20 protein-coding genes and 1 pseudogene are annotated in these 24,390 nt (G+C 64.5%); 3 read left to right on the forward strand and 18 right to left on the reverse strand.

What is annotated here, in order from left to right; all coding sequences use genetic code 11:
• The first annotated feature begins 75 nt into the window (after positions 1–75).
• The 3 genes from SPH52_RS07330 (at position 76) to SPH52_RS07340 (ending at position 2,553) form a co-directional block, all read left to right on the forward strand.
• The gene (locus SPH52_RS07330; RefSeq protein WP_411794349.1) at positions 76–945 is read left to right on the forward strand and encodes an acyltransferase; all 870 of its coding nucleotides are present in this window, start codon (positions 76–78) and stop codon (positions 943–945) included.
• Positions 894–1,859, forward strand: a complete 966-nt coding sequence (locus SPH52_RS07335; protein ID WP_411794350.1) for a LysM peptidoglycan-binding domain-containing protein — start codon at positions 894–896, stop codon at positions 1,857–1,859. Before SPH52_RS07330 ends, SPH52_RS07335 begins: the two co-directional genes overlap by 52 nt.
• 82 nt (positions 1,860–1,941) lie before the next feature.
• Positions 1,942–2,553, forward strand: a complete 612-nt coding sequence (locus tag SPH52_RS07340) for an alpha-ketoglutarate-dependent dioxygenase AlkB family protein (RefSeq protein ID WP_411794351.1) — start codon at positions 1,942–1,944, stop codon at positions 2,551–2,553.
• Between the two features lie 9 nt (positions 2,554–2,562).
• Here SPH52_RS07340 and SPH52_RS07345 read toward each other — a convergent pair whose 3' ends face one another.
• The 18 genes and pseudogenes from SPH52_RS07345 to SPH52_RS07430 all read right to left on the reverse strand — a co-directional run bounded on the left by SPH52_RS07345 (position 2,563) and on the right by SPH52_RS07430 (position 24,338).
• Complete coding sequence (locus tag SPH52_RS07345; protein WP_411794352.1) at positions 2,563–3,837, reverse strand: O-antigen ligase family protein; 1,275 nt, start codon at positions 3,835–3,837, stop codon at positions 2,563–2,565.
• 131 nt (positions 3,838–3,968) lie between these two features.
• On the reverse strand, positions 3,969–5,819 hold the full coding sequence (glmS, locus tag SPH52_RS07350) for a glutamine--fructose-6-phosphate transaminase (isomerizing) (RefSeq protein WP_411794353.1): 1,851 nt from the start codon (positions 5,817–5,819) through the stop codon (positions 3,969–3,971).
• A gap of 140 nt (positions 5,820–5,959) precedes the next feature.
• Complete coding sequence (locus tag SPH52_RS07355; protein WP_411794354.1) at positions 5,960–7,939, reverse strand: polysaccharide biosynthesis protein; 1,980 nt, start codon at positions 7,937–7,939, stop codon at positions 5,960–5,962.
• 49 nt (positions 7,940–7,988) lie between these two features.
• Positions 7,989–9,170 (reverse strand): DegT/DnrJ/EryC1/StrS family aminotransferase, encoded by a 1,182-nt coding sequence (locus SPH52_RS07360; protein ID WP_411794355.1) that lies wholly within the window; start codon positions 9,168–9,170, stop codon positions 7,989–7,991.
• On the reverse strand, positions 9,170–9,889 hold the full coding sequence (locus tag SPH52_RS07365; protein WP_411794356.1) for an acetyltransferase: 720 nt from the start codon (positions 9,887–9,889) through the stop codon (positions 9,170–9,172). The genes SPH52_RS07360 and SPH52_RS07365 overlap by 1 nt, the downstream gene beginning before the upstream one ends.
• Complete coding sequence (locus SPH52_RS07370) at positions 9,882–10,478, reverse strand: sugar transferase (protein WP_411794357.1); 597 nt, start codon at positions 10,476–10,478, stop codon at positions 9,882–9,884. The genes SPH52_RS07365 and SPH52_RS07370 overlap by 8 nt, the downstream gene beginning before the upstream one ends.
• Positions 10,475–11,725, reverse strand: coding sequence for a glycosyltransferase family 4 protein (locus SPH52_RS07375; RefSeq protein WP_411794358.1), 1,251 nt, complete (start codon positions 11,723–11,725; stop codon positions 10,475–10,477). Before SPH52_RS07375 ends, SPH52_RS07370 begins: the two co-directional genes overlap by 4 nt.
• Before the next feature lie 11 nt (positions 11,726–11,736).
• Positions 11,737–12,855, reverse strand: a complete 1,119-nt coding sequence (locus tag SPH52_RS07380) for a glycosyltransferase family 4 protein (RefSeq protein WP_411794359.1) — start codon at positions 12,853–12,855, stop codon at positions 11,737–11,739.
• The gene (locus SPH52_RS07385; RefSeq protein WP_411794360.1) at positions 12,815–14,149 is read right to left on the reverse strand and encodes a hypothetical protein; all 1,335 of its coding nucleotides are present in this window, start codon (positions 14,147–14,149) and stop codon (positions 12,815–12,817) included. Before SPH52_RS07385 ends, SPH52_RS07380 begins: the two co-directional genes overlap by 41 nt.
• 19 nt (positions 14,150–14,168) lie before the next feature.
• Positions 14,169–15,617 carry a polysaccharide deacetylase family protein gene (locus SPH52_RS07390; RefSeq protein ID WP_411794361.1) on the reverse strand — a complete coding sequence of 483 codons (1,449 nt, stop codon included), beginning with the start codon at positions 15,615–15,617 and terminating at the stop codon, positions 14,169–14,171.
• Between the two features lie 5 nt (positions 15,618–15,622).
• A complete protein-coding gene (locus SPH52_RS07395) occupies positions 15,623–16,549 on the reverse strand; it encodes a GNAT family N-acetyltransferase (protein ID WP_411794362.1) in 927 nt (308 codons plus the stop codon).
• On the reverse strand, positions 16,546–17,208 hold the full coding sequence (locus SPH52_RS07400; RefSeq protein WP_411794363.1) for an N-acetyltransferase family protein: 663 nt from the start codon (positions 17,206–17,208) through the stop codon (positions 16,546–16,548). Before SPH52_RS07400 ends, SPH52_RS07395 begins: the two co-directional genes overlap by 4 nt.
• A 2-nt stretch (positions 17,209–17,210) precedes the next feature.
• Entirely contained in the window at positions 17,211–18,836 is a 1,626-nt protein-coding gene (locus tag SPH52_RS07405) for an asparagine synthase-related protein (RefSeq protein ID WP_411794364.1), read from the reverse strand.
• Positions 18,833–20,278, reverse strand: a complete 1,446-nt coding sequence (locus SPH52_RS07410; RefSeq protein WP_411794365.1) for a lipopolysaccharide biosynthesis protein — start codon at positions 20,276–20,278, stop codon at positions 18,833–18,835. Before SPH52_RS07410 ends, SPH52_RS07405 begins: the two co-directional genes overlap by 4 nt.
• Before the next feature lie 27 nt (positions 20,279–20,305).
• Complete coding sequence (locus tag SPH52_RS07415; RefSeq protein ID WP_411794548.1) at positions 20,306–21,391, reverse strand: DegT/DnrJ/EryC1/StrS family aminotransferase; 1,086 nt, start codon at positions 21,389–21,391, stop codon at positions 20,306–20,308.
• Between the two features lie 45 nt (positions 21,392–21,436).
• Positions 21,437–22,033: pseudogene (locus tag SPH52_RS07420) on the reverse strand (acyltransferase); the annotation flags it as partial.
• Positions 22,034–22,041: 8 nt separating this feature from the next.
• Positions 22,042–22,992, reverse strand: a complete 951-nt coding sequence (locus SPH52_RS07425) for a Gfo/Idh/MocA family oxidoreductase (protein ID WP_411794366.1) — start codon at positions 22,990–22,992, stop codon at positions 22,042–22,044.
• A gap of 29 nt (positions 22,993–23,021) precedes the next feature.
• Positions 23,022–24,338, reverse strand: coding sequence for a nucleotide sugar dehydrogenase (locus tag SPH52_RS07430; RefSeq protein WP_411794367.1), 1,317 nt, complete (start codon positions 24,336–24,338; stop codon positions 23,022–23,024).
• Between the last annotated feature and the right edge of the window lie 52 nt (positions 24,339–24,390).

Consider the following 24,390-nt stretch of genomic DNA (forward strand, 5'->3'; position numbering starts at 1 on the left):
GCAGTACGCACCCAATCCATTAGCATGTGCGCCAATCGTCCCGAAACGACAAGACACAACGGCAAGGAGTCAGGCATGTCGACCCTGAGAGGGATCGTCAGCGTACTGCTACTGGTGGTCAATACCCTGTTCTGGTCGGTTCCCCTGATCCTGTTGACCCTGCTCAAGCTGATCACGCCGACACGTACCCTGCGCCTGATCGTACTGCGTGGACTGAATGGCGTGGCCCTGAACTGGATCGGCTGCAACCTGTGGTGGATGCGTCGCTGGCTGAAACCAGAGCTCAACGTAACCCTGCCAGAAGGGCTGTCGCCCGAACAGCGCTGGCTGGTGATTTCCAACCACCGCAGTTGGACCGACATCTTCATGCTGCTCATGGTGTTGCATCGGCGCATACCGATGCCGCGCTTCTTCCTCAAGCAGCAGCTCATCTGGATCCCGATCGTCGGGCTGGCCTGGTGGGCGCTCGAATACCCCTTCATGCGCCGCTACAGCCGCGAGCAGATCGAGCGCAATCCACAGCTGGCGCACATCGACCGCAAGGCCACCGAGCGCATGTGCGAGCGAGCACGAGAGATGCCGCTTGCCATCTTCAACTTCGTTGAAGGCACGCGTTTTACCCCGGCCAAGCGCGACGCGCAAAATAGCCCCTTCCGCCACCTCCTGCGACCCAAGGCTGGAGGTGTCGCCCAAGTGTTGAGCCACCTGGGCGACCAGCTCGACGGTATCCTCGACGTCACGCTGCACTATACGAACCCGGATCCGACCTTCTGGGGCTTCCTGTGTGGACGCGAGGGAGCAATAACGCTCGAGGCTCGCCGCCTCGAGGTACCGGGCTGGATGCTCGACAGTCGCTATCATGACGATCCGCACTACAAGGAACGCTTCCATTCATGGCTCAACGCCCTGTGGCAGGAAAAAGACCAGTCGCTCGAATCGCGCTGACACTGCTTTGCTTACTGTCGCTACTATCGCTCGCCGGGTGCGCCTCACCCGGCGGCGGTGGTATTCAGCGTGCGGGGGAAACCCCGCGCAGTGGCGACCCCAGCCTTGGCGGCAGTTGGGTCGTGGTACAGCGCGGTGACACCCTCGGCAGCATTGCGGCCCGGGCCGACGTACCGCTCGCCCGGCTGCAGCGCTTCAACCCCGACGTCAATCCCAGCCGATTGGCGGTCGGCCAACGCTTGCTGATACCGACCCAGCAGGAGCGCGCGCCCTCAGGTGGTCCCTACCGCTACCAGATTCGCCCCGGGGATACGTACTCGGCCGTGGCCCGACGCTTCGGCACCACCCCGGCACGAATCCAGTCGGCCAACCCCGGTGTCGAACCGACGCGGCTACGCGTGGGCCAGGTCATCCAGGTGCCCCTGCGCGGTTCGACCTCGGCGGTGGCGGCAACGTCATCGGGATCCTCGGCCAGTCGCGCGGCCAGCGCCCCGGCGCGCACCGCTACGCCGCCTCCCTCGCCCAGTGCGGTGCCAAGCTCGGCACGCAACTGGCCCTGGCCACTGGACGATTACCGCATCGTGCGCTCCTATGGCACCGACAGTAACGGCACTTTGCAGCCGATGTTGCTGGCCACCAGCCGTGGCGCCCGGGCCAAGGCGGTCGCCGACGGCGACGTGCGTTTCGCCGGTAGCATGCGCCAGCTCGGCCGCGTGATCATCGTGCACCATGCCGACAACCTGCAGAGCGTCTATGCCCTGTGCGATACGCTGCTGGTAGCCGACGGCGCGCGAGTCACCCGTGGCACCCCAGTCTGTGAAGTCGGCTTCAGCAACGCCACGGAGCGTTTCGACCTGTTGTTCGACATTCGCCTCGGCGGCAAGCCGATCGACCCGCGACGCGTTCTACGCTAGAGGCACGCCATAGCAGTCATGCAGGATCAGGAGAGAATTGGAGAAAGGATTGGAGAGAGAATTAAGGAGGTGATAGGGGAGAATGGCTTGGGAAACGCTGCTGACGACGCCTCCACTGCATCGCTACCAGGGCGTACTCGGCGAACCCAGGGCCCGTGAGGTCCTGGTCAGACTGGATGCCGAACTGGATTGGCAACGCCCCAGCCTGCGCCTGTATGGGCGAGAACATCCGATCCCCCGACGGCAGGTATGGATGGGTGAGCCCGAGGCGCGTTATCGCTATTCGGGACGTGACTTCCTGCCACGGCCCTGGCACCCGGATGTCGTCGCGATTCGCCAGCGGCTGGACGCCCTGCTGGCGGCACAGGGCGTCGAGACCGTTTTCAACAGTGTCCTGCTCAACCGCTATGCCGACGGCGAGGAGCGCATGGGTTGGCACAGCGACGACGAACCCGAACTCGGCCAGGCCCCCATCATCGCTGCCGTCACGCTGGGTAGCGAGCGGCCGCTGCGGTTTCGCTGGAAGCACGGCGGCGGTGAACCGTTCAATGTCTGGCTGGCGCACGACAGCCTGCTGTTGATGGGGTCCGGCTGTCAGTCGAGCCTGCAGCACGCCCTGCTACCCAGGCGCATCCCCGGGCTGCGCATCAGTCTCACGTTTCGCCATGTCCTGCCGTGCGGCGATCATCGTTGAAACTGCGGGTCAGCGAGCCTGCCGATAGAGTCCCCACAGCACTATGATCAATAGCGCATAGACCAGTCCCCCGACCGGGTACGCCAGGAAACTGTAGGTCAACCCGAAGTCGATGAAGGCGACCGGCACCAGGGTGCCTGCCACGGCCAGCGCTCTCTGTTCGCCCGAGCCGGCGCCGACCCCGCGAGCGAACAGCCAAAGGGGCGTGAAATAAAGCGCCAGCAACGCCAGTAGACCTGGGAACCCTCGCTTGACCCAGGCATCGAGTATGTCGTTATGGGCATGCCAGTAACGCCCGAGCGCAGGATCCTGCACGCCTTCCGCACCGCGCTCGCGCATGGTGTCCTGGTAGCCGCTGCCACCCCAACCGAGCAATGGACGCTCGAGGATCAGCTGCGAAGAGCTCCGCCACATTTCCAGCCGAGCGCTGACCGAGGTCATCTCATCGTCACCCGCCACGTACTGGCGCATGCTGTCGACGGCATGATCGACCCGAGCGGCCACGCCGGTCTGAGGCATCGCGTAAAGGCTACCCAGTAGCGCCATCAATGCCGCCACCAGAGTTACCCGCCAGCCCAGAGACAGGCGCCGCCCATGCCCTCGATAGAGCACCCAGATCGCCAAGGGAAGGCCGATCCAACCCCCGCGTGAGCCGGAGAACGCGGAGGTAAGCAGACCAGCCAGGCCACCGGCGATCAACAGCAGCGACCAGGGCCATCGCTCGCGACGGGCAAATGACCAGCTCAAGCCTGCGAAACACAGCAGCCCCATCAGCAACCCCAGGTTGCCGAACAGGATGGCATGCAGCGGCTCGTGCCCACTGGCTCGCGCCGTGCCTTCGACCATGCGCTGCCAAATGGCCCATCCGCCCGCCGCCAGGCTGCCCAGCGCCAGACTGGCCCATAGCCAGGTGGCTTGCACCCTGACCCTGGCGAAAGCAAGCAGTGCCGCCACGGCGAGCGCAAAGGGCCAGGCATCGACCAAGCCATCGGCTCCTTCACCGTGGACCAGCAGCATACCAATCCAGACACAACCCTGGAGCCCCAGTGCAAGCGCGAGAAAGAGATCCTCACGCCGTGGAAAGGCATCGACCTGTCCCTCTTCACCCAGCCAGGCCGCCGCCAGCAACAGCACCGGCACCAGAACCAGTGCCCCCCACGGCAACACCAGCATTGCCGCTCCCAGCGTGAGCATGGCCATGGCCGCCAACCCTGCCTGCAGTTGCCCTTTCAGGTTACGGGGCATGGCACTGGGTAGCGGACGGTAGGAATTGTCTTCGATCATGGCAATGGCTCATCCGTTGATACGCTGCCGTCAGTGGCGCCAGGAAGGGCTATCCCTCCTCGCTCTCCTGGCGCCGTGCTGGAACATTACCTCTCATGATAGTGGAATCGATGCCCACCCGGCTCGCTTCGTCACTCCACGGTGACGGACTTGGCCAGATTGCGCGGCTGGTCGACGTCTGTATTGCGCGCTACCGCCACGTGGTAAGCCAACAGTTGCAACGGCAAGGTATAGACGATCGGTGCAAGGAAGCGGCAGCAACCGGGCACCTTGACCACCGTCATACCCTCCTCCTGTTCCAGACCGCTTTCGGGATCGGCGAATACCAGCAGTTGACCGCCACGCGCCCGAACCTCCTGCAGATTGGACTTGAGCTTGTCGATCAAGTCGTCCTTGGGCGCCAATGCCACCACCGGCATGTTGGCATCGATCAGCGCCAAGGGACCATGCTTCAGTTCCCCGGCAGGATACGCTTCGGCATGGATGTAGGAGATCTCCTTGAGCTTGAGCGCCCCCTCCAGGGCGATCGGCATCTGCGCACCGCGGCCCAGGAACAGAGTATGGCGGTAGTCGACGAAGCGCTGGGCCAGAGCAGCAATTTCGGCGTCGAGTTGCAGCGTGTCGCCCAGCAGGGTCGGCAGGTAGCGCAGACGGTGTACCAGCTTGGCCGTCAGGTCCTGATCGCCACCGCGTAGCTGACGCAGCGCCAAGGCTACCAGCATCAATGAGGTCAGCTGCGTGGTAAAGGCCTTGGTCGAGGCCACACCTATCTCGGGACCGGCATGGGTCATCAGGCTGAGATCGGATTCGCGCACCAGAGAACTGCCCGGCACGTTGCAGATCGACAGTGCCCCGGCATAGTTATCTCCCTGGCGTTTGCGCGCATGGCGCAAGGCAGCCAAGGTGTCCGCCGTCTCACCCGACTGCGACAGGGTCAGCAGCAGCGTGCCCGGGGGAGCAACAACATCGCGATAGCGGTACTCCGAGGCGATCTCCACCTGGCATGGTACACCGGCCAGCGCTTCGATCCAGTAGCGTGCCACCATCCCGGCGTGGTAACTGGTGCCGCAGGCGACGAGGTGGATCTGGCGGGTCTTGCCGAGCAACTGGCGCGCCTGGGGCCCGAAGGCCTCGATCAGCACCTGGTCGCTACCCAGTCGCCCTTCCAGAGCGTTGGCCACGGCCACCGGCTGCTCATGGATCTCCTTGAGCATGTAATGTTCGAATTCGCCTTTGCCGACCGCCTGGTCGTCGTGCTCGTAGCGCAGCGCCTCCCGCACCACGGGAGCACGATGACCCGCAGGGTCGAGCCCATGTACGACGCAGCCTGCGCGCGTGGCTTCCACCAGATCGCCGTCCTCGAGGTAGACGAAGCGATCGGTTACCGTCAGCAGCGCCAGCGGGTCGGAACCCAGGTAGCAACCGTGCTCGCCGATTCCCACCACGAGCGGGCTGCCGTGGCGCGCCCCTACGACACGATCGGGCCTGTCGGCATCGATCACGCCCAGCGCATAGGCACCCTCGAGGCGTGCTACCGTGGTCTCGACCGCCGCCAGCAAGTCACCGTGGGCGCGCAGCTCACGCTCGATCAGGTGAGCGACGACTTCGGTGTCGGTCTGCGAGGTGAAGGTATAACCATCGGCGGCCAGCTCGGCCTTCAGCGCCTGGTGATTCTCGATGATGCCATTGTGCACCACGGCGATACGCCCCGACACATGCGGATGAGCATTGTCCTGGCTGGGCTCGCCATGGGTTGCCCAGCGCGTATGGGCCACACCGGTCATGCCCGTCAGCGGTGCCGACGTCAACAACCGCTCCAGTGCCGCTACCTTGCCCACCTCACGGGCACGGCCCAGTTTGCCGGGGGCTTCCACCAGGGCGACACCCGCTGAATCATAGCCTCGATATTCGAGGCGCTTGAGACCTTCCATCAGGATGGGCAGGACGTTGTCCGAACCCACGGCAGCTACGATGCCACACATGTTCTCTTCTCCATGAACGGTGCCACGGCCTCGGGCCGTGGTGCCCTTGCTAGGGCAATGAATTCGCGGTGCGATGCAACGGCTGCGATGAGAATCGGCTGGCGGCCATCCCGGGCCGACAGGAATCGCGATGAAATCATCTACTTGTGACGTTCGAGCACAGGACGCAACGGACGCAGCGGCGTCACCGAAACCTTCTTCGAGCCCGCCGAACGCGCCTCACGGCGACGCTTCTCCAACCACACCAGATCGACAATGTCGCCCTCCGGCCGGTACGCCGTCGGCGCCTCCAACAGCAGGCTGCGGATACCATCGTGGTGGAAGTTGCGGCATGCCTCGAACAGCCGGTCGAGATAGCCCTCGAGCCGCGGCCACTCCCAGAACACCTCCTGGGCGGTCATGATGCGCGGGTGCGAGGTGAGAGCGACATCATCGCCCACCAGCAGCTCTTCATAGAGCTTCTCCCCTGGCCGTAGGCCACTGTAGGAGATGGCGATATCGCCATCCGGGTTTTGCTCGTCGCGTACTTTCAGTCCCGACAACCGCACCATCTGTCGCGCCAGGTCGGCGATACGCACCGGCTCGCCCATGTCGAGCACGAAGACATCGCCGCCCCGAGCCATGGCGCCGGCCTGAATCACCAACTGAGCCGCCTCGGGGATGGTCATGAAGAAGCGAGTAATGTCCGGGTGGGTAACGGTGATCGGCCCACCCGCCTGGATCTGCCCGCGGAACAGCGGTACCACCGAGCCACTCGACCCCAGTACATTGCCGAAGCGCACCATGCAGAAGCGAGTGGCGTCCTGGTGGTTGGCGAACGCCTGACAGATCAGTTCGGCCAGGCGCTTGGTGGTGCCCATCACGTTAGTGGGCCGTACCGCCTTGTCAGTGGAGATCAGCACGAAGGTCTCGACGCCGGCATCCATCGCTGCGCGCGCGCTCGACAGCGTGCCGAAGACGTTGTTCTGCACCCCTTCGACCACGTTGTGCTCGACCATCGGTACATGCTTGTAGGCCGCTGCGTGGTAGACGGTCTGCACCTCATAGGCCTTCATCACCGCGGTCAGACGCTTGCGATGCTGCACCGAGCCGAGCAGCGCCTCGATACGCACCTCGAGCCCCTCCTCCCTGGCAATGCTCAGCAGGTCCTGCTCGATACGGTAGAGCCCGAACTCGGAAATCTCGAGCAGCAGCAACCGCCGGGGGCCGTGGCGCAGGATCTGGCGGCACAGTTCGGAACCGATGGAACCACCGGCTCCTGTGACCAGTACCACCTTGTCGCGGATATTGGCGTCCATCAGGGACGGATTGGGCGGCACGGGGTCGCGCCCGAGCAGGTCTTCCACCGCCACGTCACGCACCTCGCTGATCCTGGCGCGGCCAGTGACCACGTCGACCACGCCGGGAATCGTCTGCACCGGGAACCCCTGGGGCTCCAGTTCGGCGAGTATCTCGCGGCGTCGCGCCCGGTTGGCGCTGGGTATGGCCAGCAACACCCTCTCGGCGCCATAGGTATCGGCCAGGTAGCCGAGCTGGCGCGGCGGATAGACCTTGAGCCCCTCGATATAGGTGTTCTGCAGGCCCACCGCATCGTCGACGAAGGCGATCGGCAGGTACTCCTGGCCATGGTTGAGCGACACCGCCAGTTGGCGCCCGGCCGAACCGGCACCGTAGATCACCACGCGCGGCTTGTGGCGGATCTGGCTGCGCAGATAGATGGCGCGCAGCCCGAAACGCACGCCACCAATGGTGAGCAGCGCCAGCATGGCGTAGATGAAGGGCACGCTGCGCGGAATCCCCAGCGCGAAGAGGTAACTGGCCAGCGGCAGCGACAGCGCCGAAACCACCACCCCGATGATCACGGCACGTATCGCCTTCGGCCCCAGGTAGCGGATCACCGCCCGATAGAAGCCGAGCCTGACATAGATCGCCAGGCTAAGCGGAATCATCACCAGCAGGGCCAGCCAGGTCTGCAGCTCAGCCAGTGGCGCCCAGCTCTCCAGGCGCAGCAGCATCGCCAACAGGAAGCTGGTGGCGATCAGTACACAGTCCACTGCCAGCTGAATGGAACGCTTCTGTCGCCTGGGCAGGCGGAACAGGGATTGCAGCACATTTCGCATGTCGTCTCTCCATGACCGCGGACGCCGACGCGCCCGCTGATTCCAGGCGTCAGGCGCCGGCTTGTGTCATGACCTCTTCGAGCACCGCGCAGGTCTGCGCGATCTCGCCCTCGGTCAGCGTCGGATGACAGAGGAACATCAGGCTTGTCTCGCCCAGCTCGCGGGCGACGGGAAGCGGTCGCTCGGGGCGCCAACCGGTGCCCTCGAACGCCTTCTCGAGATACACCTCCGAACAGGAACCAGAGAAGCACGGCACACCAGCGGCATTGACCTCAGCCATGATGCGGTCACGGTCCCAGCCCGGCGCCAGCCGCTCGGGTTCAACGAAGACGTAGCATTTGTACGCCGCGTGGTCGCAGTGCGCCGGCACCTTGGGCACGCGCAGCCCCGGGCAGCCGGCCGCAGCCTGCCAGATACGCTTCGCGTTGGCCTGCCTTGCCGCCTTCCACGTCGGCATGCGGCCAAGCTGGATGCGGCCGATGACAGCCTGCATCTCGGTGAGCCGCCAGTTGGTGCCGAAGCTCTCATGCAACCACCGGAAGCCGGGCGGATGCTGGCGCTGGTAGACCGCCTCCCAGCTCTTGCCGTGATCCTTCATGGCCCACATGCGACGCCACAGGGCAGTGTCACTGGTGGTGACCATGCCGCCCTCCCCGCCGGTGGTCATGATCTTGTCCTGGCAGAACGACCAGCAGGCAACGTGCCCCAGGCTGCCGACGCTGCGCCCTCGGTAACGTGCCCCGTGGGCCTGGGCGCAGTCCTCGATCACGTAGAGTCCGTGACGTTCGGCAAGGGCCATGAGCTCGTCCATCTCGCAGGGCCATCCGGCCAGGTGAACGGCGAGAATCGCCCGGGTTTGCGGCGTGATTTTTTCGGCCACGCTCGCGGCAGTGACATTCTGCGAGTCGCGATCGATATCGGCGAATACCGGCTGAGCCCCGGCCATGACGATGCTCGAGGCCGATGCCAGGAAGGTGCGAGAGGTCACGATCACCTCGTCGTCAGGATTCTCACCGATACCGAGCCCGCGCAGGGCGAGGTCGAGAGCGACGGTCCCGTTGGCCACGGCAATGGCGTATTCACTGTCGGCGAAGTGAGCGAACTCGCGCTCAAAATTACGACACTCCTCACCGGTCCAGTAGTTGACCCGGTTGGAGAGCAGCACCCGGGAGACCGCATCGGTCTCCTCGCGAGTGTAGGAAGGCCAGGGGGAAAAGAGTCCATTGAGCATTACGTTCGTCCTTGTGGCGAGACCAGGTTGAGCCGGTGGACATTGGAAGCGTTCGGAGACATGTCATCCGCATCGTTGCGTTCCTGCTCGGTCGACATCGGGCGCGCCGGTACGCCTGCCACGACGAGATTGCCGTCGATATCTGAAACCACAGCCGCCCCGGCCCCGACCATCACGCCCTCGCCGATGGCCACGCCCTGGCGCACCACCGAACCGGCGCCGATCCAGGTGGTGCGCCCGACCTCCACGTCGCCGGCTACATTGGCACCAGGGGCGACATGCACGCAGGCCCCCAGGCGACAGTCGTGACCCACGGTAGCGCTGGTATTGACGATGCAGCCCCGGCCAAGTTCGGCAAAGGCATTGACCACCGCGCCGGCAACCACCACGCAGCCTTCCTCGAGCCTGGCAAGTGGACTGACCGTGGCGCGCGGATGGATCAACGTGACGATCCGCGCACCGTGCGTCAGCAGCGCGTCGAGCTTGGCCTCACGAATGGCGTTGTGACCGATTGCCACCACGACACCATCGACCTTTGGCAGGTCGTTGAGCAGCATGGGCAGCGTACCTTCCACCGCCCAATGCTCATGGCGCGTCCGCTGCGGCCAGGTATCGTCATAGAACACCAGTTCCTGCCAACCGGCCTGCATGGCGATGTCAGCTACTACCTTGCCGTGGCCACTGGCGCCAAGAATGGCGAGACGACGACGATTACTCATGGTGACCTCCACGGAATCTCGGCATGGCGACATCGCCGTCATGGGCGATGCCTTCACGAACCACGACCTTCTTCACGGTCAGCAGCAGGATGCGCAAGTCGAGCCATAGTGAACGGTTGTCGACGTACCACACGTCGAGTTCGAACTTCTGCTCCCAACTGAGCGCATTGCGCCCGTTGACCTGGGCCCAGCCGGTAACGCCCGGGCGCACCTCGTGGCGTCGGGCCTGGCGCGGCGTATAGAGCGGCAGATACTCCATCAGCAGCGGACGCGGCCCGACCAGGCTCATGTCGCCCTTGAGCACGTTCCACAGCTCCGGCAGCTCGTCGAGGCTGGTGGCACGCAGCACGCTGCCGAACCGCGTCATGCGCTCCGCGTTGGGCAACGGCTTGCCGTTCTCGTCCCAGGCATCGCGCATGGTGCGAAACTTGATCATCTCGAAGGGGCGACCATGGAGCCCCGGCCGGGTCTGGCGGAACAGCACGGGAGAACCGAGCTTCAGCCGTACCAGCAGGGCCACCACAAGCATCAGCGGAGCGAGCAGCGCCAGAGCTATCAGCGCCACTACGATATCGAACAGTCGTTTCATCGTTTTTCATCCATGACGTCGTTCATGATGCCGGCCAGGCGCTCGGCCAGGATCCGGTAGTCGTAGACAGCTTCCATATGGGTCCGGCCCGCCTGCCCCATGCGCGCACGCTCTTCGGGCGGCAGCGCCACCAAGCGCTTGATGGCCTCGGCCAGCGCCAGAGGATCTTCGGGAGGAACCGTGATACCGGCCCCCGCTTCGGCGACCGGGTCGTTGACCGCCGCCGAGGCGATGATCACGGGGCGCGCGGCAGCCATGTAGTCGAACAGCTTGTTCATGCTGATACCGAAGCGATAAAGCTGCGGCAGGTCGCGCACCGTGATGACGAAGGCGTCGGCCTCACGTGCCAGCGCCGGGATCTCACGCTTGGGCACCGGCGGTTCGAAGCGTACCCAGCGTCCGTCCAGGCCGAGCCCGTTGGCCTGGCGCAGCAGATCCTGCTTGGCCGGGCCGTCGCCGATCAGGCGCAGTTGCACCGGCACTTCGCCATCGAGCCTGCCCTGCTTGACGATTGCCATGGCTTCCAGCAGGTCGGAGAGCCCGTTGGCCTCGCCGTGGCTGCCGAAGTACATCAGTGTCAACGGCATTTGGGGCGGACGTGGCGCTGGCGGCGTGACGCTAGGGAAGTCGGCAAGGTCGACGCCGTTGGAGAGCCACACCACCCGCTCCTCGGGTATGCCCAGCGGTACGATGTAATCCACCGCACGGGGCAGCAGGGTCAGTACGCGACGCGCACGGCGATAGAGGAAAGTTTCCAGTGCACGCAAGGCACGGGTGACCGACGCGCCCTCCCGCAGTCGCCCCATGTCGATCAAGGTCTGCGGCCACAGGTCGCGAACTTCGAACACGAACGGCACGCCATGCCGCCGCGCCAGCCACCAGCCAGCAAGAGCCGCGAAAGGATGCACGCTCGAGCCTACGATCAGGTCGGGCCGCTCGAGCCCAGCCAGGCGCGAGGGACGTACCGCCTGCCAGGCATACTCGAGCATGTTCTTCATGCGTCCACCGCCGTTACCGCGATAGCTGGACGTGCGCAGCCACAGGAAACGCACTTCGCCACAGGTTTCCAGCCGCCACTGCTCATCGTCCTTCAAACGTTGCTCGCCGCTGGGATGATCGACACTCGAAGCGATCAGAGTGGCCTGCCAACCGTAGTCAGGCAGGTAACGAGCGAGCTGATAGTGACGCGCCCCGCCGGCCGCTTCAGGATGCTTGGCATAGTGATTCAGGATCCAGACGTGTTTCATGAAGTCCTCGGTCAGCGGGAAAGGTCGCGATAGGTGTCCAGCAGCTTGAGTTCCTCCTGCTGCCAGTTGTAACGCTCGGTCACGGCCCGCCGGCCGTTCTCGCCCATTTCTCGGGCGCGCTCGGGATGACTGACGATGAAATCGATGGCTTCGGCGATTGCCTGGGGATCGAGCGGATCGACACATAGCCCGCAGTCGCTGCCCTCGACGATCTCGCGCCACAGGGGGAAGTCCGAGGCAATCACCGGCAGACCGGCACTCATGTACTCGAACATCTTCACCGGCAAGGCATCGAGGTAGTTGATGGTTGGATGCAGGGTGACCAGACCCGCGATCGAGCTGGCCAACACCCGGCGCACGCCGGCACGATCGAGATAGCCGTGCGATTCGACCCGTGACCAGCCGGTATAGGTCATCACCTCCTGCTCCAGGGCCAGCACCTTGAAGTCGCCGGCGAGCTGGAGCCGGCAGTCGTTCTCGGCCAACTCCATGGCACGCACGATCTCGCGAATGCCGCGGATCGCCGCGATGCCGCCGATGTAACATACGGCCGGCCGCTCACCCGCGCTGGCGGTCAGGCGTGCATCGGGGGCCCCGTCGAGTTCGCCCTGCATGGGAAAGTTGTTGACGTCCACAACCCGGGGATGGAATTCCTCGAAGCGATCGCGAATATGGGGGGTTGCCGCCACGATGGCGTCGAAGTGCCGGCAGACGCGGTTCTGGTAGGCCTCGACGCCGCGCGACAGGACCTGCCGGGTGATTTTTCCGAGATAGTGCTTGGCCAGCATCTGGCGCGGCAGATCCTCATGGGCGTCGTATATTACGCGCTTGCCCAGCCGCTTGAGGCGACGGCCAACCGGCATCAGCTCCGGATCGTGAAGATGGTAGAGATCGGCATCCAGCTGCCTGGCCCGCTCGAGCACGAGGCGCGTGGTCTTCACCACGCGATTGAGTCGGCCGTCCAGGCGACCGACATCGACGATGGATACACCATCGCGCTCTTCGTCTCCCTCTCCGTCCGCGACCACCAGTGTCACCGGATAGCCAGCGGCGGCCAGCGACCGGCACTGCTTGTGGAAGATACGCGTGTCATAGCGCGGATGGGCTGAGGTCAGGTGAACCACTTTCATTATCGTTGCGTCCTTGTAAATCCTCGGCAGCATCTCGCTGCCCCGGTTCGTCATGGCCAGCACCGGCCTGCCGTGTGGCGTCGTCGTCCCGCTCCTGGCGCGCGGCGACCAGGGCATTGGCAAAGGCGCCCCAGCCGAGCGCCGGCAGCGGCCAGAAGACCGGCTTGGCCAGCGCAATCAACAGCAGACAGACGAAATTGGTCGAGAAGGCGAAAACCCACCAGGCGGCCCGATCGCCACCGGCAAACATGCGATAGGCGGAGCCCAGGAAGGCAACCGCGGTCAGGCCGACATAGAGCACGAAGCCCAGCAGCCCATAGTTGACCCAGGCGGAAATCATGCTGTGGGCGTAGCTTCCGGCCAGCTCCGAAGAGCCAATATGCCCGCCGAAGCGACCCAGCAACGGATTGGCCAGGATCTGCTCCACGGCGCGCTGGCCCAGGTTCTGGCGTGCCAGCCAGGAGCTGTTTCCCGTGAGGTCGAACACCTGCAGTTGGCGGCTGCCGGCCAGCGACTCGAACTGGCTCATCACCAGCGCGATCAGCACGGCAACCACCGCCAGCAGCGTGAGCAGGTACTTGACACTCAGGCCTGCCCACAGCGTGAGCAGGACAAGCGACAGCCCCAGGAAGGCATAGAGCTCGGAGCGTGCCCCCAGCATGAACATGACGAAGGCACCGAGCACGATCAGGGCGGCACGCACCATGGCGCGCTGGCTGACGGCAATCAGGAATACCAGCACTACCAGGGCGCTGCGGGCATAGCCTTGGTAGGTGGAAACGTTTTCGTCGGTCTCGACCTCGATCATGCGACTGGCGAAGAACGACCACTGGCCGGTGGTCGCCACATGGAACAGCAGGTAGCCGGCAATCAGGGCGAAGGCGATCCAGAAGGCCCGTGCCAACCGCGGCGAAGTGAGCGGCACGCGATAGCCCATCACGAACAGCACCATCCACAGCACCAGCGTTTCGATGGTCTGGACCAGCGCCACCCGCATCACGCTACCGCCGACCAGGCCGTAGTTGGCCATTGCCCACAGCAGCACATAGGCGAAGAAGCCCAGCGTCACCAGCGCATAGCCACGCGTCGAGGCCAGCAGCACGTAAAGCTGGGACGGCAGCAATGCGCAGTAGATGACGAACATCACCACCGACACCACCCCGAACAGGCCACCCAGGAAAGCCGGGATCAGCCCCATCGCCACCAGGGTGTGGTAGAGGATGAACCCCGGAAAGAGCACGAAGAAGCCAATAGCGGAGGCGCGCGTCGCCAATGCATCACCGGAAAGGACCATGCCGTTACCTCTCCGCCTCTCAGTCGCGCAGCACGCGTTCGTACAGCTCACGCTGGGCCGACGTGGTCAGTTCCGAGTTGTGCCATAGCAAGGTGAAGGTGCCGTTCACAGCCCGGCAGCGCTCCTTGAGCATGCTGAAGCGCTCGAACGCCTCCTCTCCGGTGCCGAGCCCCAGGTAAAGGGGCGAGATCACCGAAGCCTCCATGGCGATCAGCGGCCGGATGCGCAGCGCCAGCGGCTCCCCCTTGACCGGATCGAATGCGGGGTAGTCGAAGCAGGTTCCGCAGCGAAAGCCCGGAGCCTCGGCGTAGGACAGCGTGGTGTCGTAGTCGAGACCGGCCTGCTCGTAGCCTTGCAGCGTCAGCGGCATCTGCCAGCGCAGGTAGTGCATGCGACCGCCCCACTGGGCCTGCTCGATGCCCTCCTCGGCACACACCCGACGCAGGCGCCCGGCTTCGTTGGCCAGTTCCTTGGGATTGCGGAAGGTGTGGTAGCTGGGGTGCAGGCCAACCTCATGACCACGCTCATGGATACGCCGCATGAGATGACGTATGGCCGGATGTTCCGGCTCGTAGTCGGCATCCTTGCGCGGATCGGTACGCCCGCAGATGAAATAGAAGGCGCTGGTCAGGCCGTAGCGCTCGGAGACGTCCATCAGCCAATCGAAGGTGTTGAGTGGATCCAGCGGATGCAGCCGGCTGCGGGTACGCAGGCGAACCCAGGGACCCAGCAACAATGCCTGCGGGCGGCGATGAAGCAGCGCATCCCCCAGCATGACCCGCGCCAGCTTGACGTCACGGGCGAAGCCGTAGCGGCTGGGGCGGTCCACGTCATGGGTCGGGCGCAGATTGAACTCGTGCCGGCGCAGCTTTACCTGAGGCCACTGGCGGCGGATCACCTGGCCGAGCACCGCCAGCCATTCGTCGACCACGGGTCTCTCCAGATAGCCGTGGCGCCCGGCGTGGGAAGCGCTCGCGGGGAAGCGACCGTGGCGGTCGAGGTCCTGGGCATCGACCTCCTCCAGCCGCGACAGCATCCAGTAGGTCAGGCCAAGGATGTCGTAGTGTATCGCCAGCCCTTCCCCCACCGTCTCGACCAGCGGCCGTGGCAGGCTGGCGGCGCCTGGCGCCGGTAACGGCAGGTCCAGCGGCGCACTCAGGCCTTCCTCCGTCGCGTCCCACTGGCAATGAGGCAGATCCACCCCAGCCAGGTAGAAGCCCGGCTGCAAGCGATCGAACAGGATATGTCCCTGCGCCTCGGCATGACGAAGATAGAGCCGTTCGGGTCCGTCGCGCTCGAGATGCAGCGGCAGCCCGAAGCGTTCCTGCAGCACCCGTTCCAGCCAGGCAAGTACCGGCTCGCTCGATGTGGCGCCCGGCGAAACGACGGACAGACTTTCCGGCACGCCGGGCAGGGTCGGCGAGGCGTTCGGCCGCGCCTGGGAATTCCGATCGTAAAGTGCAGTCATGTCATTCACTTGGATTCCCTCTTCATCAGTGTGCGGGCCGTGACATATGCCTCGCGGGCCAGTTGGCGGATTCCCCGCGGACTGATCGCGTAGTGGCACACCAAGCGGCCGCCCCATGCCTCCTTCATCTCCGCCACCGGCGCGATGTTGGCGCCGATGAAATCGAAGACACTGCATCCCTGGCGCTCGAAGAAATCCAACGCCTCCTCAGCTACCAGGTTGTTGACACCATCCTTCATTGCCTCCGTCTTCATGCCTGCCGACCAGGCCAAGGCGTGACCGCCCGGCACGAAGAGACAGACCCGCGTACCCATGGCAGCACCTTCGGCATTGCGCGCCAGGAAGCAGACGAAATGCTCCGGCCCCATCAGCTCGGCCAGCCGCGCGAGCTCAGCGGCATCGAGGCGATAGTCGAAGCCTTTACGCGCTTCCGGTCCTGCCAGACAGTCGGCCACCGCTTGGTAGTCCTCGGTGACCTCGCAGCTGTAGCCCAGCCGGCGGCATTTGCGGGCTTTCTTGCGCGCGTTGGGATCGATGGCGTCCTCGCGCGTGGCGATGTCCAGGTGATAGGTGAAGCGCGGTCGTGCCATCATGTTGGCCCACTCGAACGGACGCACGTCGTCCGCTACCGACGAGAGGCTGAGACTGCCGCCGAACTCGCACTGCTGCAGGTACTCGGCCAGCCGGGTCAGGGCCAAGCGCTTGCGACGATTGCGCGCGGCCGGACGTTCACTGGCGCACTGAAAGTCGATGGGTAGATGGGAGTTACGCGGCGGCGTCACCAGCCGACCGTGGCGGTTTCGGTAGAGCACGGTCTCGAGCTGCCAACCGTCGCCCTTGTCGGGTGCGAACGTCAGCGGCTCGGCGGTAAGCCCCCAGCGCTGCTCGTTGAACCGGATCCAACCGGGATGGAACAGGGGATCGTTCATCATGGTACGGCTTTCCTTTCCGTCTCCGTGGCCGCAGGCTGCGGCCCGGATTCCGGGGTCGGCTCCTGCGTCGGGTCATCGCGATAGTCGTCGTCGAAGTCGCAGACCAGGTAGTAGCGCAGCTCACCGCTGGCCGGATCCTGGTAGCGCTCGGCGATGCGGAAACCGAGACGCAGGCTGGGTTTGAGCGAGGCGACGTTGTCGGCCGAGATCCGCGCGGAATAGCCTTGTACCCCGTTGGCGCGGAAGTGCAGGATGGCAGTGCGTCGCAGCTCGGTGGCAAGGCCTCGTCCGCGGTGGGCCGGGTGCACGCCGCTGAAACTGGAGTGCACCCGGCCCTCACGCAGGTCGCGACTGCTGAAACCGTAGAAGGCCGCCCCCACCACGCGTCCTTCGATGTCGAGGGCAACCACGCCGAGGCGATCGCCGGCCAGGCGATACAGGCAGCGCCGGGGCAGCGCCAACGCCTTGCCAGCGTGCAGTTCGGCATACAGCGCCAGCGCCCCGGCCAGGTGGGAAGGTTCCATGGCGCACAGCCGGTAGTCCTCATGGCAGCGCAACGGAACCGGCGTGAAGCGGCGTGCCCGACGCAGGTTGCGTACGATCAACGCGGCTGCTTCGAAAGCGACCCGCAGATACCGACTCGGTGCGTTGGTACTCATGATCAGCAGAACCTCTCGAGGAAGAGCTGTGCCGCCACGCCGTTGTGCGAGTAACCCTGCGAACGCAGTCTCTCGAGGGTCTCGGGTGGGAAACGTCCTGTCGAAGCCAAGGTGTTACCCCGGGCCAGACCCGGCATCAGCCGCTTTGCCAGGCGCTTCACGCGGGCCCCGGGTCCGCGGCGGAAAGCAGCCAGGCGACTCAAGCGGGCACGCAGGCTCTGGCGTGATTTCTGTGAGGCGTTACCGAGCGGCGCCTTGAGACCGCTGACCTCGGTGAACATGTTCTCGACGAAGGTGACGTAGCCGGAACGATGCTCCAGCCAATGGCGCGGCACAGATTGCCAGAAGGCCATGAAGTCACGGTCGTACAGCGGCATCCACCAGTCGTGACCGAAGAATTCGAAGCAGCGCACCGAGTTGACGATGAACTTGGCCTGACGCTCCTGCCAGCCAAACAGCACGAACTGACGAATGAACTCATCGGGATCCAGCGCTTCATCGAGTGGGTAGTCCAGGGCCAGACGAGGCTGGACGCGTTCGCGAAACAGTGCCTCGCCCTCTTCGCTTGCATTGAGGGTGAAATGACGCTGACGCAGCGCCTCGGTCAGCTCACCCGCCTCCATCAGACGGCCTGCACGCTTGGCCTCGAATACGCTCGGCAGCAGAAAGCCGGTCACGCAGCAGTGCCCAGGCACGAACAGCGAGCCCGGCTCGACCTTGCCCTGCTCCGTCAGTAACTTGACCGCCAGCCAGTCCTGCATGTTGGCGATGCCGTTCCAGCCCGAGGCCCACTGCTGGTAGCGCCAGTACTCGTCACTATCGGCAACCTGGTTCCACGCCTCCTGGCTGTATTCGACGAAGGTCCACGGCAACCCCAAGGCATGCGCCACCTCGCGACTCACCTTCGCCTCCTGGTTGTCGCGATGGCCATAGGCATAAGTCAGCACGCGCGGGTACTCGCAGCGCGCCAGCAGCGTTGCAATCAACCGCGAGTCGTAGCCGCCGCTCAGCGGCACCACGATCTGGCGACCGTTGGCCGTCTTGACCAGTTGCTCGCAGGCCTCTTCGACGATCTCTTCGAGACGGATCAAGCGCCGGCTATCGTCCCGGTCCGACATGCCGTAGTACTGGAAGAGGAAATAGCGCTCCAGTGACAATGTCAGGCCCAGGTCGGAATCGCTGACGATCAGCGCCTCTCCGGCACGCAGCTGCTTGACGCGCCGAAACAGCGTGTCCTGGCCGGTGACGTAGCCGGCCAGTTCGAAGTCGGCTCGGGCCTCGTCGTGAATATGCGCTTCGTCGAGCTGCTGGCGGACCCAGTCGGCATCGTCGCTGAGATAGACGTCACCGGCCTGGACGCCATAGAAGAGCGGGATCGAACGTATGCGATCCACGGCCGCCACCATTTCGTTTCCAGTCCGGCGCACCAGGGCGTGAAAACCATTGAGCTCACCCATGCGCTTGCGCCAGGCATCGACCCCTTCCGCCAGGTCCATCTGCTTGAGTGCACCGCTTGCGGACAAGCGATGACCACTCAGCCAGGCGGTGCCGCACACGAAGCCACGACCGCCCGACAGCTCGCACTCCTGCCAACGCGAGGAAGAAAAGTGACAATGTATCGAACTCATTTGTAGGCCCTTCGGAACAGGAACAGATATCGCACTCCCACCAGCGCGGCGCTGAGCAACAGCGCTGCGCTCCAGGGCAACCACACAGGCGCCAGCCACTCGACGGCGATCAGCGGTGCCAGCAGTGCCAGGCTCCAGCCCAGTGCCGTCAGGGTCGGCACTGCCAGACGCCGCGGCCGGTTGCCGGTCAGGAGGGCAATCCAGCCAAGGAAGCCGACCCAGCAGGCAGCGCTGCCCAACGAGAACAACGCCACCGTCAGCAACAGGTCACCCAAGGCGGCGCCGATGGCGATCGCCGCGACGCGCACGCCAAGCAGCAGCGCCTGGAAGGCCAGGCCCTGCCCTTGGCGCTCCATCACCGAGAACAGGTGGCTGAGCGGCGACGTGATGAACACCAGATACAGCCAAGGCGCCATCCAGCGGGCAAAGTCGCCGGCCTCGCGCCAGCGCTCGCCAAAGACCAGGGCAAACAGGTCCGGACCGATCACCATCAGCACGATCGCCGGTGGCATGGCGACTTGCGCCAGCGTGGCATGCACCTTGGCCACCAATGGGCCCAGCTCGCCACGCCGATGCGCCTCGGCGGCGCTGGAGAAGAACACCTTGCCCACGGCCTCGCCGATCAGCGACATGGGCATGGCCAGCACCCGGTGTGCAAGGGCGTAGAGGCCAGCGGCCACCGGGCTGAACAGCACCGCGAAGAGCAGCGGCGGGAGTTGCTTGCCGAGGGTGTTGAACAGCCCCGACCAGGTGGAGAACAACGGGAACTTGCGGTAGCGTCGCGCCGCCGCCCAGACGCCAGCCGCGGTGACGCGGTGCTCTGCAGCGGCGCGCAGGGCCGGTCGTACCAGCGTCAGCGTGCCGACACCCTGCCCCGCGGCATGGCCGAGCAGCAGGCCGCCACCGCCCAGCGGGCTGGCACCTAGCTGGATGACCAGTAACGCCAGTGACTGCTTGATCTTGGTCGCGGCGATAGCCGGGAAGGCGCGGGTACGCACCGCCCAATGGCTGGCCGCCTGGTAGCTACCGGCGAAGGCCACGCCCAGCGGCAACAGCCACAGCCACGGGGTCAGCGCAGGCACGCCAAGCGCCTCTGCCAGGGTGCGGCCGCCCAGTGCCACCAGCAGCAACGCAGCAAGGGTAGTCAAGGCAGCCACTGCCAGGCTGAGCACCAGCACCTCGGCCGCCTCGCGCTCCGTTTCGGGCAGCGGAATGGCCATCTGGTAGCGACCGCTGGCCACCACGGTGAACAGTGCCAATAGACCACCGTATACCGCCAGCAGGCCGAAGTCCTCGGGGGCGTAGAGCCGGGTCAGCAGCGGTGCTGCGACGATGGCCAGCAGCTGCGCCCCGGCCGTCCCCCCCACCAGCACGCTCACGCCACGGGCGAAAGCATGGGTCGGCAGCAGGCGCTTGGCCGGTATGACAAGCCGATTCAACACGTGATGTCTCCCTCCCTGGCAGGTGGCTCAGGCCACCGCTTCCCTGAGTGCGGCAACGATCCGTTCCTGGTCTTCCACTGACAGGTAGGGATGCATCGGCAGGCTGACCACTCGGCGGGACGCCGCATTACCGATCGGCAGGTCGCAGCCCGGATCGGCCACGGCGGGCTGCTTGTTGAGCGGTATCGGATAGTGCACGGCAGTCGGGATACCGGCCTCGGCCAGTCGCGCGATCACCACCTCACGATCGTCGACCTCCACGGTGTACTGGGCGTAGGCGCTGGTGTTGTGGGATTCCACATGGGGAGTATCGAAGCCATGGGCACGCAGCAGGCGACCATAGCGATCGGCGACCTGCTCACGCAGCCGGAGCTCTTCATCGAGGATGTCGAGCTTGGGCAACAGGATGGCGGCCTGCAGCGTGTCCAGGCGACTGTTGACGCCGATCCTGACGTGGTAGTAGCGCCGTCCCTGACCGTGCCGGGCAATCTGGCGCAGCACCTTGGCCAGTTCGTCGTCATCGGTGAACAGCGCACCTCCATCGCCATAGCAGCCCAGGGGCTTGCTGGGGAAGAAAGAGGTGGTGGCGATGCTCGACAGGCTGCACGAGCGCCGGCCGCGATAGGTGGCACCGAAACTCTGGGCGCCGTCCTCGATTACCGGGATGCCGTGACGCGCGGCGATCTCGTTGATGGCATCCATGTCGGCACATTGCCCGTACAGCGATACGGGAACGATCGCGCGGGTGCGTGGGGTGATCGCAGCTTCCAGCTTCTCGGGATCGAGCAGGTAGGTGCGTGGGTCGATGTCGACATAGACCGGGCGCGCGCCCAGCAGGGCCACAGTTTCGGCGGTAGCGATGTAGGTGAAACCGGGCGTGATCACCTCGTCGCCGGGCGCAATGCCCAACGCCATCTGGGCGATCTGCAGCGCATCGGTACCGTTGGCGCAGGTGATGCAGTGACGCACGCCCACGTAGTCGGCCAGGCGTGCCTCGAGTTCGTCCACTTCAGGGCCGAGGATGTACTTGCCATGCTCCAGCACGTTGCGAATGCCGACGTTGATACGCTCGCGAATGCGCATCTGCTGGGCCTTGAGGTCGATGAATTCCATGCGTGGCGTGTCCTGGCCGTTAGCGGCTTCCTCGGCGGGAAGGCAGGTGAGCGTATTGCCTGAAAGTCGATAACGTTCGCCGGTATGCGGGCAGGTCACTTCGCCCTCGCCATGCACAGGCAGCTCGAGACGCTCGCCGTGGCGGCTCATCCAGCCCTGCTGGCGAGCGGGCACGCCCAGCATCAGGGCGAAGTCGGGCACGTCGCGATTGACCACTGCGCCTGCACCGATGAAGGCGTAGCGTCCTACGGTCACACCGCAGACGATGGTGCAGTTGGCCCCGAGCGTGGCTCCCTTACGCACCAAGGTGTCGCGATACTCGCTCTTGCGATCGACCATCGAGCGCGGGTTGTAGACGTTGGTGAAAACCATGCTGGGCCCACAGAAAACGCCATCCTCCAGGGTCACGTTGTCGTAGACCGAAACGTTGTTCTGTACCCGGCAGCCGTCGCCGATGACGACCCGGTTGCCGACGAAGACGTTTTGCCCCAGCGAGACGCCACGGCCGATTCGAGCACCGCCGCAGACGTGAACGAAGTGCCAGACATGGGACGATTCGCCGATCTCGGCGCCGGGATCGACGATGGCGCTGGGATGGATCTGCACGCCGGGGTAGTGTTTTTCAAGCGGTTGGCTGTCCATGGCGAACCTCACATCATGTGCCGCTTGAGGCAGGGGTGAGCCTCGTTTCGGGCAGGCATTTCCAAGGGTGCATTGCGAATGGTGTCGACGGTCTCGATGCAGTGGCGAGCACTATCGAGGCCGAAGCCGCGGCCGGCCAGGATCTCCTGGTAGGAAACGGTGTGAAGATCGGTGAAGCCGCCCGAGAACTCGATCTCGCGGCCCTCGCACAGGATCGAGCGGTAGGTGGACTGCTGCCCCTGTACGCTGCTCGGCAGGTCGCTGCTGTCGATGGAGAGGAACCAGCGTACCCTCGCCTTGCGATACTCGAGATAGCCCGCAGCGCGCTGATCGTCCAGGTAGTGCACGACATTGCGCTCGAGGTCGCCGAAGACGAAGTGCAGCATGTCGAAGAAATGCACGCCGATATTGGTCGCCACACCGAAGGACTTGCGCGGGTCCCCCTTCCAGCTCTCGTGGTACCACTTGCCGCGCGAGGTGATGTAGGTGAGTTCGACGTCGTACTTGTCGTCGCGGGGCGTAGTGGCCACCCGCTCCTTGAGCTCGACGATGGCCGGATGATGGCGCAGCTGCAGAATGTTGAACACGCGGCGGCCGGTTTCCTGTTCGACCTTTTCGAGCTCGTCGAGCAGGGCCGGTGTGGGCACCAGCGGTTTTTCGCAGATCACGTTGCAACCCAGGCGCAGCCCCGCAGCAATGTGCGCGTGGTGCAGGTAGTTGGGCGAACACACCGAAACGTAGTCGAGCGCCGTATAGGGGTCGCGCTTGCGCTGCCAGGCGCTCTCGATGAAACGCTCGAACTCGGTATAGAACTCGCTCTCCGGTGAGATCGAATCGATGATCCCCACCGAGTCGTTGATGTCGTAGGCCATGGCCAGATGATTGCCGGTCTCCTTGATGGCCTTCATGTGGCGCGGAGCGATGTAGCCGGCGGCGCCGACCAGTGCGAAATATTTCATGGCGTTTACCTGTGCGTTCGGCATGGATATCAAGCCTTGATGACCTGCTCGTTACTCTCGCCGCGATAGATGCCACGAGTGTCGACGATCAGTCGGGCATGGGCGCGGATCATGTCGTAGTCGAAGCGATCATGATCGGTGGCGAGTATCACGGCGTCGTATTCGGCCAGAGTGGAGGGTGAAAGCGGGACGCTCTCCAGGTCGAAGTGGTGTTCGCGCATCGTCGGGAATGACGGTACGTGGGGGTCGCTGTAGGCCACCTCGGCACCGCGGTCGCGGATGCGTTCCATGATGAACACCGAGGGTGATTCACGCATGTCATCGACGTTCTTCTTGTAGGCGATACCGAGCACCAGCACCCGGCTGCCCTTGAGGGCGAGGCCACGTTGGTTGAGCCCCTCGATCAGCTTGGCGACCACGTAGTCGGGCATGGCCTGGTTGATCTCGCCGGAAAGCTCGATGAAGCGGGTGTGCAGACCGTACTCACGGGCTTTCCAGGTCAGATAGAAGGGGTCGATGGGTATGCAGTGGCCACCCAGCCCCGGGCCGGGATAGTAAGGCGTGAAACCGAACGGCTTGGTGGCGGCGGCATCGACCACCTCGAAGATGTCGATGCCCATACGGTCGGCAACGATCTTCATCTCGTTGACCAGACCGATGTTCACTGCGCGATGGATGTTCTCGAGCAGCTTGGTCATCTCGGCGGCTCGGGTCGAGCTCAGCGGCACGACCTGATCGATGGCCGGACGATAAAGCGCCACGCCCACTTCCCGACACGCCGGCGTATGGCCACCGACCACCTTGGGAATGGTACGGGTCTCGAAATCGGGGTTGCCCGGATCCTCGCGCTCCGGCGAGTAGATCAGGAACAGCTCGTCACCGACCTTCAGCCCGCCCTCCTCGACACGCGGCAGCAACTCCTCCTCGGTGGTACCGGGATAGGTGGTGCTCTCCAGCGAGATCACCTGGCCTTCGCGCAGATGGGCCTTGAGCGCATCGACGGTGCCAATGACGAAGCTGATATCGGGTTCACGGTACTTGTTGAGCGGCGTGGGCACGCACAGGATCAGCGCATCCGCCTCAGCTACACGAGAGAAGTCAGTCGTGGCTTCGAAGCCGGAGTCCCTCGCCTGGGCGACCTTCTCGGCCGGAATGTGCTCGATGTAGCTGCGCCCGGCATTGAGTTTCTCGACCTTACCGGCATCGATGTCGATGCCGAGTACGCGGTAACCGATCTCGTTATAGCGCAGCATCAGGGGCAGCCCTACATAGCCAAGCCCGACGATCCCGATCACGGCTTCCTTGCGCTCGAGCCGGCCAATCAGACGATCTTTGATAGTGGTCATGACGCATCCATGGTTTTCGAGTGGTAGTGATCGGCGCTCGGCCCGGCCGCAA

The sequence above is a fragment of the Halomonas sp. A29 genome (genome assembly GCF_046723295.1).
Taxonomy (GTDB): domain Bacteria; phylum Pseudomonadota; class Gammaproteobacteria; order Pseudomonadales; family Halomonadaceae; genus Halomonas.